13 protein-coding genes are annotated in these 13,593 nt (G+C 40.2%); 6 read left to right on the top strand and 7 right to left on the bottom strand.

The features are described from left to right. Positions 1-331: 331 nt before the first annotated feature. From JFU56_RS08755 to phoB, 3 genes are all read right to left on the bottom strand, one after another. Entirely contained in the window at positions 332-1,309 is a 978-nt protein-coding gene (locus JFU56_RS08755; RefSeq protein ID WP_198436913.1) for a PstS family phosphate ABC transporter substrate-binding protein, read from the bottom strand. A gap of 259 nt (positions 1,310-1,568) precedes the next feature. Further along, positions 1,569-2,867, bottom strand: coding sequence for a phosphate regulon sensor histidine kinase PhoR (gene phoR / locus JFU56_RS08750; protein ID WP_198436912.1), 1,299 nt, complete (start codon positions 2,865-2,867; stop codon positions 1,569-1,571). 22 nt (positions 2,868-2,889) lie between these two features. Then, a complete protein-coding gene (phoB, locus tag JFU56_RS08745) occupies positions 2,890-3,576 on the bottom strand; it encodes a phosphate regulon transcriptional regulator PhoB (RefSeq protein WP_019440384.1) in 687 nt (228 codons plus the stop codon). 397 nt (positions 3,577-3,973) lie between these two features. Between phoB and rdgC the strand changes: the two genes are divergently transcribed. The 4 genes from rdgC (at position 3,974) to JFU56_RS08725 (ending at position 8,418) form a co-directional block, all read left to right on the top strand. Then, a complete protein-coding gene (rdgC, locus tag JFU56_RS08740; RefSeq protein WP_198436911.1) occupies positions 3,974-4,888 on the top strand; it encodes a recombination-associated protein RdgC in 915 nt (304 codons plus the stop codon). A 510-nt stretch (positions 4,889-5,398) separates the two neighbouring features. After that, positions 5,399-6,553, top strand: a complete 1,155-nt coding sequence (locus JFU56_RS08735; protein ID WP_198436910.1) for a Na/Pi symporter — start codon at positions 5,399-5,401, stop codon at positions 6,551-6,553. Between the two features lie 210 nt (positions 6,554-6,763). Beyond that, entirely contained in the window at positions 6,764-8,128 is a 1,365-nt protein-coding gene (gene yegQ, locus JFU56_RS08730) for a tRNA 5-hydroxyuridine modification protein YegQ (RefSeq protein WP_198436909.1), read from the top strand. Between the two features lie 26 nt (positions 8,129-8,154). Then, positions 8,155-8,418, top strand: a complete 264-nt coding sequence (locus JFU56_RS08725; RefSeq protein WP_198436908.1) for a YfhL family 4Fe-4S dicluster ferredoxin — start codon at positions 8,155-8,157, stop codon at positions 8,416-8,418. Between the two features lie 89 nt (positions 8,419-8,507). On the opposite strand, the gene rimJ is transcribed toward JFU56_RS08725, so the two are convergent. The 3 genes from rimJ to JFU56_RS08710 all read right to left on the bottom strand — a co-directional run bounded on the left by rimJ (position 8,508) and on the right by JFU56_RS08710 (position 10,409). Beyond that, positions 8,508-9,083: a ribosomal protein S5-alanine N-acetyltransferase gene (rimJ, locus tag JFU56_RS08720; protein ID WP_198436907.1), complete on the bottom strand. Its 576-nt coding sequence runs from the start codon at positions 9,081-9,083 to the stop codon at positions 8,508-8,510. Positions 9,084-9,115: 32 nt separating this feature from the next. Beyond that, complete coding sequence (locus JFU56_RS08715; RefSeq protein WP_198436906.1) at positions 9,116-9,694, bottom strand: NADPH-dependent FMN reductase; 579 nt, start codon at positions 9,692-9,694, stop codon at positions 9,116-9,118. A 172-nt stretch (positions 9,695-9,866) separates the two neighbouring features. Continuing rightward, the gene (locus tag JFU56_RS08710) at positions 9,867-10,409 is read right to left on the bottom strand and encodes an SCP2 domain-containing protein (protein ID WP_198436905.1); all 543 of its coding nucleotides are present in this window, start codon (positions 10,407-10,409) and stop codon (positions 9,867-9,869) included. 195 nt (positions 10,410-10,604) lie between these two features. Between JFU56_RS08710 and JFU56_RS08705 the strand changes: the two genes are divergently transcribed. Together JFU56_RS08705 and JFU56_RS08700 are read left to right on the top strand one after the other, a co-directional pair. Then, positions 10,605-11,600: a peptidase U32 family protein gene (locus tag JFU56_RS08705; RefSeq protein WP_198436904.1), complete on the top strand. Its 996-nt coding sequence runs from the start codon at positions 10,605-10,607 to the stop codon at positions 11,598-11,600. A gap of 96 nt (positions 11,601-11,696) precedes the next feature. Continuing rightward, the gene (locus JFU56_RS08700; RefSeq protein ID WP_198436903.1) at positions 11,697-12,578 is read left to right on the top strand and encodes a U32 family peptidase; all 882 of its coding nucleotides are present in this window, start codon (positions 11,697-11,699) and stop codon (positions 12,576-12,578) included. 60 nt (positions 12,579-12,638) lie between these two features. On the opposite strand, the gene nlpI is transcribed toward JFU56_RS08700, so the two are convergent. Next, a complete protein-coding gene (nlpI, locus tag JFU56_RS08695) occupies positions 12,639-13,526 on the bottom strand; it encodes a lipoprotein NlpI (RefSeq protein WP_198436902.1) in 888 nt (295 codons plus the stop codon). Between the last annotated feature and the right edge of the window lie 67 nt (positions 13,527-13,593).

Raw genomic sequence — 13,593 nt, 5'->3', positions numbered from 1 at the left:
AATCCCTCTCCGATAATTAAAACTAAATATAAAATCTTTATCCTAATGAAGGTATTGCAACACTAATGCCAACTAATCAAACAGCATTGAAACAATTATATATCAACAACTTAAATTAATTAAATTTAAAACCATTAGACCGATAATGAAAAAATGCACCAAGATGGGGACTAAATGTGAGGAATGTATCATTTTATGAGCAATAGTTCTAAATTCAGCGATAAGCAAAATAGCGTAATAAAGAACTAAATAAGGGCGAAACTCAGCACGTCAGAATGCAAAAAGCCCGCTAGATAGCGGGCTTTGAATTTATTAACTTAAGTAAGTCGTATTACAGTGTAATACCTGCTTTCTTAAGGTCTTTTGTTGTTACTGAGTTAGGTAGTGGGATGTAACCATCTTTCGCTACGATCTTCTGACCTTGTTTTGATAACATCAATTTTAAGAACTCTGTTTGCATTGGTGATAATGCTTTGTTTGGGTTCTTGTTGATGTAAACATATAGGTAACGAGACAGTGGGTATTTACCTGATGCTGCGTTATCTAGTGTTGCATCAATGTAGTTAGACCCTTTTTTCGCTAGAGCAACTGCACGTACACCAGATGTCTTATAACCGATACCTGAGTAACCGATTGCATTCAGTGATGATGATACAGACTGTACTACTGATGCTGAACCAGGTTGTTCATTTACGTTATTTTTGAAGTCACCCTTACAAAGTGCTTTCTTCTTGAAGTAACCATAAGTACCTGATACTGAGTTACGACCGAATAATTGAATATCACGTTCTGCCCAAGAACCTTCTAGGCCTAGCTCACCCCAACGTTCAACACGCTTAGATTCACCACATTTTAGTGTGCTTGAGAAGATTGCATCAACATCTGCAATGCTTAAACCCTTAATCGGGTTATCTTTATGTACGAATACCGCCAGTGCATCAATCGCTACACGGATTGCTGTTGGCTTGTAACCGTAACGTTTTTCAAACGCTTCAATTTCTTTCGACTTCATTTTACGGCTCATTGGACCGAACTGTGAAGTACCTTCTGTTAGTGCCGGTGGCGCAGTAGAAGAACCAGCCGCTTGAATTTGTACATTAACACTTGGGTAAGTATGTTTGAATTCTTCAGCCCACAACGTCATCATGTTTGCTAATGTATCTGAACCAACTGTAGATAGATTACCTGAGATACCGCTTACTTTTTGATACTCTGGTAATTTAGGGTCTAGACCTGCAGCAAATGCGCTTTGTGAAGCGATTGCTGTCATTGAAATCCCTAATGCTACAACAATTTGTTTAATATTCATTTTTTACTTCTCCAAGTATAATGTTTTATTTCGTCTTAATGACTAATAATGTTTTTCATCTCGTTTCTGTGACTACAAGTATCCAAGAAACTGATGACAATAATATGAACGAAACATGACGGTTTGATGACAACCACCGATTTATACTAAATAAAAGTCAATCTATGACAAATAAAATACACTCACACCGTTCAAGTATAAATTAATGACAAAAAAAAGCCCATCACACAATGGATGGGCTTCAATCGTTATTATGACCTTAATGGCGTTTTACAGTCGTCACCAAAGGTAATGTAAAGCTAAAGCAGCTGCCTTTATTCACTTTACTGTCAATATTTAACAAACTGTCATGATTGGTCAATACATGTTTAACAATGGATAAACCAATACCTGAGCCGCCTGAATCACGCGAGCGCGCATCATCGACACGATAAAAACGCTCAGTTAAATGATGGACATGCTCGGCAGAGATACCATCACCATTATCTTTCACGCTAAATGAGCCACCAGCAGCGGTTTTTTTCCACTCCACGATAACCTCACCTTGTTCTGGCGTATAACGTACCGCATTATAAATTAAGTTAGACACCGCGCTGCGTAGTTGCGATTCATCACCCATGGCAAATAAACCATGCTCGATGTTAAACGTGACATTTAACGCTTTGTCTGCACCTAAAATTAATACCTCTTGCTCTAACATCGACAACATAAACGGTATATCAACTTGTTTTTCAAAGTCGACAGCCTGTGCTGCTTCAATTCGAGACAAGGCGAGTAATTGATTAACTAATGAATCCATACGTGCTGTTTGTTCAGACATGACTTTGTGCGCACGTAAAAACATCTTATCCGACTCATCCGGTTCCAGCATTTCCAGATAACCTTTTAATACGGTTAACGGGGTACGTAATTCATGTGACACATTACCCATGAAATTTCGTCTAACTTGTTCTAATTGACGTAACTCAGTAACATCACGTGCAACAAGCATAGACTGATCATCAGTATAAGTCATGATACGAATTTCAAGTGTTTTAGCATTATGCGTCGGTGATGTGATCTCTAATGGCTCTTGGTAATCTTTCGAATTTAAATATTGGATAAAATCCGGTGTACGGATCAAGTTACCAATATGTTGGTTCGCATCCTCAGGCCATTTCAAGCCGATCATTTGTCGTGCTAATTTATTACACCACATAATCGAGTAATCAGTATCTAATGCAACAACTGCATCGGGGAGCGCTTCAGCACCTTCACGAAAACGGCGGATCACCACACGTAATTCTTTGCGCTTACGTTTATGGCGGCGCTGTAAACTGTAGATACCGTTAAAAATTGATTCCCAACTGCCTTTGCCTTCAGGGGGGGTAGCACTGCGCCCTACCCACAACCATTTATGCAATACATATTGATTACGATACAGGGCAATGACATTGATACCCGCAGCAATGAGTAAGCTCAAGGTGATGTCATCAATAATTAAACCAACAAGAAAAAACGGGATATACCAATATAACAGTCGCCATAAGCCACTGAGAAAAACGTTCGTTTTATTCATATTGTAACTTCAACTCTACTGATTAACGTACCGAGAAGCGATAACCTGCACCACGTACAGTCTGAACATATTTATCGTGTTCACTCGGTGTTAATGCTTTACGTAAGCGACGGATATGTACATCCACCGTACGGTCTTCCACATACACATTCATACCCCAAACATTATCAAGTAACTGCTCTCGAGAGTATACGCGCTCGGTATGCGTCATAAAAAAGTGCAGCAGTTTAAATTCTGTTGGGCCTATATCAATCACTTCATCACCAGCTGACACACGGTGTGCAACAGGATCAAGTTGTAAACCACTAATATCAATCACTGAATCTTGGGTCATTGGTGCAACACGACGCATCACAGCGTTTAATCGTGCAATCAATTCTTTAGGCGAGAATGGTTTGGTAATGTAATCATCCGCTCCGACCTCCAAGCCTTTGACTTTATCTTCCTCTTCACCACGTGCAGTTAACATCACGACAGGAATAGCAGATGAATGAGGTTGAGATTTTAGGTGCTTAATATATTTAATGCCACTGCCACCCGGTAACATCCAATCAAGTAAGATCAAATCAGGGTAAGGTTCAACGAGGCGCTCTACCGCTTCAGGATAATCCCCAGCTTCAACGACATCAAATCCTTTTTGCTCTAATGCAAAACACAACATTTCACGGATCGCTAGTTCATCTTCAACTACTAAAATTCGCTTAGACACTTTAAATATCCTTTACTATTACTCCCTTATCAACTGCGCACAGTCAGTAAAAGATTTCTATTTAAATGATGAAAGACTTGTTTATCTTTCGACTTTAACTGAAAGCGATTATCAGCTCAATATGTTTCAGTATTATTACATTGATGAATTTTTTATTAAAAAGTCGATGAACACCTAACAAATGTCATCAATCGCACATAAATATAGCACTTAATTAAAATACTGATTTTAATAATTAAATTTGCAATACCATTAAGTTATTTATATACCTCAATGACAAAGGGTGTATTAAATGGAGATCTCGATTGGTGAAGGTTTAACCACGAGGCAAACTTGTATTTCCAACACCCTTGAGTATACTGGTTATCCAAACAGTTGATACCAAGGTCCTGCTATAATGTGGTTTAAAAACTTACTAATTTATCGTTTCACCCGTCCATTTGAACTAGATATTGAGCAACTTGAAACCAAGTTAGCTGACTTCCCGTTTACCCCTTGCGGTAGCCAAGACTTATCAAAGTTCGGTTGGATCAAACCACTGGGTAAATCAGGCCAAGCGTTAACACACGGTATTAGCGATAACATTCTGATCTGTGCTAAAAAAGAAGACCGCGTATTACCTGCATCTGTGGTTAAAGACATGCTACAAGAAAAAGTAGATACCATCGAAGCAGAACAAGGTCGAGGCCTAAAGAAAAAAGAAAAAGATGCATTGAAAGAAGATATCGTTCATCAACTTTTACCCCGTGCATTCCCACGTAGCAGCCAAACATTTGCTTGGATCTGCCCATCACAAGATTTATTAGTGGTTGATGCTTCAAGCGCTAAAAAAGCTGAAGACCTAATCGCGTTATTACGTAAATGTGTTGGTAGTCTACCCGTTATTCCTGTTGCGTTAACAACTCCAGCTGACGTAACGATGACAGAATGGTTAAATAACGGCGCTGCTGCACCTGGTTTTGAATTAGGTGATGAAGCGGAATTACGCTCTGCACTGGAACATGGCGGAATTATCCGTTGTAAAGAACAAGACTTAACAAGTGAAGAAATTCAACACCATCTTAATGCTGATAAGCTAGTAACAAAATTAGCGCTAGATTGGAGTGAATCGCTCTCTTTCTTACTTGGCGAAGATATGTCAGTAAAACGTCTTAAGTTCAGCGACCTTATCAAAGAACAAAATGATGATGTAGCAACAGATGATTACGCAGCTAAATTCGATGCAGACTTTGCCTTGATGACTGGCGAGTTGATGCGCTTTATTCCAGATCTAATCACTGCGCTCGGCGGCGAAGAATCAACGACAAAATAATAATTCGTAATAAGCTGTCGTCATAAAAGGCGCTATAAACTATAAACCACGCCTTACTATGCAGTATGCCGACATCGGTATGCTGCATTCTCTACTATCTACTATCTACTATCTACTATCTACTATCTACTATCTACTATCTACTATCTACAGCATGTCTTTGGGTTATTGATCATGTCATCTCTTTTCACATTAAAGCGCATTTTATCCCAGCTCTGCACCTTATATCCGCATAATTAACATGACAACACTGTCACAATAGCGCTCATTTGCGCATAAAAACACCAATAGCACCCAATTAAAGCGAGCTGTTCGAACTTAAAACAATAAATAATGAAAATAATTTTTAACAAATAGCCATATAAAAACAGCCACTTAAATATTAACATTCATTTTTTATGACATTAAAAACCCACTGTAATATTTCTGTCACACAAGTTTGTTCTAATCCTTCTCGTCAACTAACTGAAGCAAATCTGTCAAGAGCGACGGATAAAACGGTACCTAGAGATGAAAAACAACAACGAAGCAATTGAATTGAACCCAAGCACAATGCAAAAAGTATTTAGCTGGGTAAGTGTAGCCGCATTGGTATACTTCGTATTGGTAGCTGTATCTACGGTAAGCGGAGGCTTTAAAATGTTCTCCGGTGGTAGTGCTGGTGCAGAACAAATATTCGCTTTCGCAACTAACCCATTTGTCGCTTTATTACTAGGTATCCTAGTTACAGCGTTAGTACAATCTTCAAGTACAGTAACATCAGTAATCGTTGGCCTAGTAGCCGGTGGCTTACCACTCTCAATCGCAATCCCGATGGTTATGGGTGCGAACATGGGTACGACAATCACTAATACTTTCGTGAGCATGGGTCATATCCGTGACAAGAAAGAGTTTGAACGTGCATTTAGTGCTGCAACAGTACATGACTTCTTTAACTTACTCGCTGTCGCTATCTTCCTACCACTGGAAATTGCATTTGGTATCCTTGAGAAAATGGCGACCTTCCTAGCAGACTTCTTTGTTTCTGATAGCAGCTTAAGCATTAAAGAATTCAACTTCATTAAACCGTTAACAAAACCAGCAGTAAGCCAAATTAAAGAACTTGCTGGTTCATTACCTGTAGAAAGCAATACAGCAGGTCTAATCATGGTATTCATCGGTATCTTCATGATTGGTTTCTCAGTTACCTTCCTAGGTAAAGTATTGAAATCAGTAATGGTTGGCCGTGCTAAAGCTGTATTACACGGTGCAATCGGTCGTGGTCCAGTAAGCGGGATCTTATCTGGTACAGCTGTCACTGTGATGGTGCAATCATCATCAACGACAACAAGCTTAATGATTCCACTAGCGGGCAGCGGTGTATTTACTACACGTCAAATCTTCCCATTCACACTAGGTGCGAACATTGGTACAACAATTACAGCGTTACTTGCTGCAACATCAATCAGTGGTGATACAGCGCAACTAGCGATGACAATTGCACTAGTACACGTCATGTTCAACGTGTTCGCAGTAGCACTTATCTACGGTATCCCGTTCTTACGTGAGATTCCTATCAAGTGTGCTGAAGCATTAGCACGCCAAGGTACTGAAAACAAATTCATCGCCTTTGGTTATGTAGTTGGCGCATTCTTCGCACTACCTGGATTAATGATTATCTTCTAAATCCAGATTGCAAAAATGACGAAATAAAAAGCTCAGACTTGTTCTGAGCTTTTTTGTATCTGCACGAAAATACCACATCAACCCAACCAAAACTCTTCGAATAAAACATGATCCAGATCAAGACTAGAACTGCGGCCACCACGTAGAATCGCGAACCTTGATGCCCGAACGGCATTCCCTGACTTGAACTCAGACAATATTGAGGTTGAAATGTTTACTCCAGAATTACTTTCCCCTGCCGGTTCTTTAAAGAACATGCGCTATGCTTTTGCTTACGGTGCTGATGCTGTTTACGCTGGTCAACCGCGTTATAGTCTACGTGTTCGTAACAACGAATTTAGCTTAGAAAACCTAGCCATTGGTATCAATGAAGCGCACGCACTTGGCAAGCAATTCTATGTGGTTTGTAATATCCAACCTCATAACTCGAAGTTAAAAACCTTCATTCGTGATTTAACACCTATCATCGCGATGAAACCAGACGCGATAATCATGTCTGATCCAGGTCTGATCATGATGGTGCGTGAAGCGTTCCCTGATATGGTTATTCACCTATCAGTACAAGCAAACGCAGTAAACTGGGCAACAGTTAAATTCTGGTATACCCAAGGTATTAAACGTGTGATTTTGTCTCGTGAATTATCACTTGATGAAATTGAAGACATTCGTTTCCATTGCCCTGACATGGAAATCGAAGTATTTGTACACGGTGCTTTATGCATGGCTTATTCAGGCCGTTGTCTACTGTCTGGTTACATTAACAAACGCGATCCAAACCAAGGTTCATGTACCAACTCATGCCGTTGGAAATACGATGCTCATGATGCGACTGAAAATGAAACCGGTGATATTGTTGCAACAAACCCTGAGATCTATATTCCAGAATCAGCTGAGCCGACATTAGGCGAAGGTAAACCGACTGACCAAATCTTCTTATTACAAGAACAAGGTCGTCCAAACGAATATATGCCAGCGTTTGAAGATGAGCATGGTACTTACATCATGAACTCAAAAGACCTACGTGCTATCCAACACGTTGAACGCCTAACTAAGATGGGTGTACATTCATTAAAAATTGAAGGTCGTACTAAATCGTTCTACTACTGTGCACGTACTGCGCAAGTATATAAACAAGCGATTAACGATGCTGTTGCAGGCCGCGAATTTGATCCTTCACTATTGGGTACACTAGAGCATCTTGCACACCGTGGTTACACTGAAGGTTTCTTAAGCCGTCATACACACGATGCATACCAAAACTACGATTACGGTTATTCAATCAGTGAAACACAACAATTTGTTGGTGAACTAAATGGCCGTAACGACAAAGGTCTTGCTGAAGTTATCGTTAAAAACAAATTCTTGGTAGGTGATTCATTAGAACTAATGACGCCACAAGGCAACATGACCTTCAAACTTGAAGAATTAGAAAACCGTAAAGGTGAAGCAATGGAATATGCACCAGGTTCTGGTCACATTGTTTACTTACCGGTTCCAGAAGAAGTTAAACTGGATCATGCGCTACTGATGCGTAACTTTGCCAATAGTGAAGATACCCGTAACCCGCATAAATAATCCATTAGGAAAGAAGAAATAACCTTATGGCATTATTAATTAATGATAAGTGTATTAACTGTGACATGTGCGATCCGGAATGTCCGAATGGCGCAATCACCTTTGGCGCGAAGATTTATGAAATCGACCCGCTACTATGCACCGAATGTGTAGGTCATTATGACAAGCCGACCTGTAAAACTGTTTGCCCGATTAACTGCATTATTACCGACCCGGATTATGTAGAAAAAGAGGAAGCGTTATGGGAAAAATTTGTCATGATCCAAGAAGCGACAAAAGCAGCCCGCTAATCCAGATATAGCAGGTATTCGATTTACGTCGAATAAATATGAAAACGGCGAGCTTATAGCTCGCCGTTTTGCTTTAATGCTATTTTTATTTAGTTCAATGCTTTACGCGCAGACCAATCTTCATGTAACAATGCCGTTAATACATGGTCCTGCCAACTTCCCGCTATCTTTAAGTATTTGCGTGCATAACCTTCACGTTCAAAACCTAATCGCTGTAATAACGCGCCACTACGTGCATTCACCGGAATATAATTAGCCATTACTCGATTCAATCCGACATTTTCAAACATGAACGCTAAGCAGGTTTGTAAAAACTCAACCATCAGTCCCTGCCCTTCATACGCCTTGGCAATTGAATAACCGAGAGAGCAGGACTTAAACACCCCTTGAATAATATTGCTAAAGTTAGCCACAGCTACAATATCAGAACTATCCCGATCGATAGCAATAAAATTAATCGCACTCGCGGCATTAAATTCGATATGGATCTGTTCGACACGCAGTTGCCACCAACGCAGCGTATAATAAACCTCACTACGTATTGGTTCCCAAGGTGCTAAATGAACTTGATTACGAATATAATACTGACATAGTTTTTCAGCATCACTCGCTACCGCAACACGGATAATTAAACGCTCAGTAACAAATTGGGGAAATCTTGACATCCAACACCTCAGCTAAACTAAACCAGACTAGGCTAAGCGAGATGTAACCTTGTTGACGATAATAGGCCACCATTATCAACCAACTGCTTCATCAAACCTAGATTAGCCAGTATACGTTCAACTAACGGCGTTTCAAATGGATAATAGGTTTCTTTGCAATTATTCACAGACTCAATTGTTGCAACAATAAAATGTTCTAAGATCAAACAGGTATGATTTTTACGGAAGTTGGCCATCGCGAGTTCTGTCGACGAGTACGCGCCACGACAATTGCTGCCGACGCGTAATACCGCACAGGGTAACAAAGGGAAGTTATCATGCTGACAGAATGCATAAAAATTATCTAAACTTTCTTCTTCCCACTCGGGACTGACGATAATGATGGCATCAGCAGAGCGTATTAACTGCGCGGTCAATTGCCACTCATCTTGCCAATCATCCATTTCGTTTTTTATCGCTTTATCCCAAATAGGCAAGGCTAGTTTCACAAAATCCAATAGATTAACTTTACTAAATAACTGTGACTGCTCGGCTAATTGTAATACAGACTGAGCAACCTTGATGGTTGTCGACCGATTTCGGGTACTACCACTAATAACAACTAGTCTCACTGTGTGCTCCTTGCCTCAAATTATTCACGACTAAATCGTTTCCATATCCATATGGAAATAACGTCAATCTAGTGATGATATGGGGGAGCGTAAGCAAGGTCTATAGCGAATAGCTAAAGCAATACTATAACCATGCTATAACCATACGAAGGCATGAAGCGATTATAATTTTTTACTGCGCAGTTGCTTGCTTCGCTGTATTCGTGTTTTTTTCACTGCTTAGCACTGGCTCAGTTAACCCCTGCTGAATAAACTCTGCCACATACGACAATAGTGTCGTGACCGCTTTCGGTAGTTCATCCAGATCAAAACTATCGAGCATATTTTTAACTTCTAAGCCGAGTTCAGTATCGCCTTCAATTTTCAAACGGCGCTGGAAAAATAACGTGTCCGGATCTTCTTTACGCGCGGTAATTAATACCAACTCATTTAAGTTACCTTTGAAACTAACATCAACGGTTTGTGCATTCGGTGCTATCACCAGTTTATTGTCCACACAGCTAATAAACCAATTAATGCCCAAGTCAGTAATTTCAACTTGCAGCCATTTTTGCTCAAGAAACTCAAACTCATCATCCGCGAGTGCTTCAGCGAATACTTTATTAAATACTTGTGATAGCACTTTCTCTTGCAGTGAAAAAGGCAATACTTTAGCCGGTATCGCTAATAGTGTTGGTACAGTGTGTACCAACTTACGGTGTAGAGTATGTAACATTGAGCATTGTTCCTTGGCATAGTTTCTTAAATATAAAAATCATTCTAGCCCTGTTAAATTCACCTGTTCATAATCGAGGTCAATTTATGGTGAATTTAAACTAAGTAAATTAGTTAATCCTGCCCTAAATCAATTATCTGTAAAAATGCTTGCCTTACACTTTCGCCATGATTCATGGTTCGAGATAATATAACAATGGAATTACTCTGCCCCGCAGGTAACTTACCGGCCCTAAAAACGGCTGTAGATAATGGCGCCGATGCTGTTTATATCGGTTTTAAAGACGATACTAATGCCCGCCATTTTGCTGGTTTAAACTTTACCGATAAAAAACTCGATAAAGCGGTCGATTATATCCGTAGTCACAACCGTCACTTACACGTAGCGATCAATACTTTTGCCCATCCAGGTAAATTAGAACGCTGGGAACGTGCCGTTGACCGTTGCGCAGATATGGGTGTGGATGCGGCGATCATTTCTGACGTGGCCGTGCTTGATTATGCCTCCAAGAAATACCCTGACTTAGAACTGCATTTATCCGTGCAAGCCTCTGCAACCAATGTTGAAGCCATTAACTTTTATACCAATAATTTTAATGTCAGCCGCGTGGTATTACCGCGCGTATTATCGATTCACCAAGTAAAACAATTAGCCCGTAATACCGATGTCGAATTAGAAGTTTTTGCCTTTGGTAGCTTGTGTATTATGGCCGAAGGCCGTTGTTATCTATCTTCGTATTTAACCGGTGAGTCACCAAATACAGTTGGTGCATGTTCACCTGCAAAATTCGTGCGCTGGGAAGAAACCGATCAAGGCCTGGAGTCTCGCTTAAACGATGTGCTTATCGACCGCTACCAACCAGAAGAGAAAACTGGTTATCCAACCCTTTGCAAAGGTCGCTTTAACGTCGATGGTAAAGTATTCCATGCATTGGAAGAACCGACTAGTTTAAATACGCTTGCACTCATACCTGAACTTGCCAACGCGAATATATCAGCGGTTAAAATTGAAGGTCGCCAACGCAGCCCAGCTTATACCGAGCAAGTGACGAAAGTATGGCGCGCCGCAATTGATCGCTATCGCCGAGACCCAGCGCAATACCAAGTCGACGCCGCATGGAATAAGCAGCTAGATCAGCTTTCTGAAGGCACCAGTACCACGTTAGGCGCTTATCACCGAGATTGGCAGTAACCTTTAACTTATATTGGCAACAAGCAAGTTTGCAAATCTATGTGGATAATACCTATATTTGCAAACTCACATTGGCAAACAGCCACGAGAGTAATTATGAAATACGCATTAGGTCCAATCTTATATTATTGGCCAAAACAACAAGTCGAAGATTTTTATGCTGCGGCGGTTAACTCCGAAGCCGATATTATTTATCTTGGTGAAACAGTTTGCAGTAAACGTCGAGAGCTGAAACCAAAGGACTGGTTGGGCTTAGCTAAAGATATAGCTGATTCCGGTAAGCAAGTTGTGATCTCAACGATGGCGCTATTAGAAGCACCCTCAGAGGTCAATATACTGCGTAAGTACTGTGAAAATGGTGACTTTATTGTTGAAGCAAATGACTTTGGTGCGATTAATTTATTAGCTGAAGCCAAAACGCCCTTTATCTGTGGCCATGCGTTAAATGTCTATAACGCGCAAGTATTACAGCTACTCGTTAACAAAGGCATGCAACGTTGGGTAATGCCAGTTGAACTATCTCGAGATTGGTTAGTGCAGTTGCAAGAAGACAGTCGTTTACTGAATATTCGCGACCAATTTGAAATCGAAGTATTTGCCCATGGGCATTTACCATTGGCCTACTCTGCGCGTTGCTTTACTGCACGCTCAGAAAACAAGGCAAAAGATGATTGCGAGCTATGCTGTATTAACCACGCCAATGGTAAACCAGTTTACAGCCAAGACGATAAAGAGTTGTTTACGATTAATGGTATTCAAACCATGTCAGGCTATAAATACAATTTATTAAATGATGTAGCAAGTATGCAGGATTTAGTCGATGTGGTGCGCGTGAGTCCACTCGGAGACTCCGCATTCGATACGCTTGGGCAATTTAAACAAGCAGCGGAAGATAATATTAAATTCGACTTACAGCTCGATCGTGAGTGTAATGGCTATTGGCATCAAATTGCTGGATTCGACACGGTGACAAGCTAACACCATCTTAATCCTCCCCCCTATATTGCATCGGGGGAGGTTCAAAAATGGTTGTTTGTGTTAATTATTCGCTAAACGGCTCAATTCTAAACGCGCGTAACCATGCTCAATAAACTCATAAACATTGTTACTTAATGCTAATTTGAAATAACTTTCAGCAGCATGATTATCATTCATTAAGACTTTATATTTACCAAGGTAAAAATACGTTTCAGTTAAACGATGCGCTAATATTTTGTTATAGCTCGGGTCAGTTTTATCTAATCCATCGAGTAATTTAGCCAATAATTGTGTCTCACTTAACTCTTGAGTGTATAGCGCCACAATATTCCACGACCAATTGTTATCAATATGCTGGCTATAACGCGTTTTGACGGCGGCTAATGCATCTTGAGCACTTACTTGATACTCAGGATAATACAACCACAATGTTCTGAATGGGTCGTTTGGCGCTTCATTATAAGCACTAACCAGATCATCAGTCGCTAAACTATAGCGCTCACCATAATATAAAGCGATACCGCGGTTGAGAAGTACATAATTATTCTCTGGATCTAACTGCGCAATTGAATCATATGCATCATACGCTTCATCAAACTGTTCGGTTTGAGTCATATACAAACCAATAAAGTTATAAGCAGGCACAAAATCAGGCTGTAATGTCAATGAACGTTGAAAGTCAGCATGTGCTAATGAGCGTAATCCCATGCTATCAGCAAGTAAGCCTCGCTCATAAAAATAACGCGCTTGGCGACTACGGTCGTCTTTAGCATCTAGGATCAACTGGCTATAGCGCATTAACATAATTTCGGTTTGGTAATTAACTTGAAGTGGTTCTGCGAGAATTAATTCGGAAGGCGCGCGGTCATCCGTTGAAAAAGACCCCGACAGTGAACTACAACCTGAAAGTAAGGCTGTAACAATTAATAAACTAAGACATCTTTTCATAATTACCACTTATTATTTACAGATACAAAAAAGGAGCGTATCAACGCTCCTTAAAATAATCAATCTA

It is taken from the genome of Moritella sp. F3 (assembly GCF_015082335.1).
GTDB lineage: Bacteria > Pseudomonadota > Gammaproteobacteria > Enterobacterales > Moritellaceae > Moritella.
Note: the sequence above shows the minus strand (reverse complement) of the source record. Positions and strands in the feature narration are given on the sequence as shown.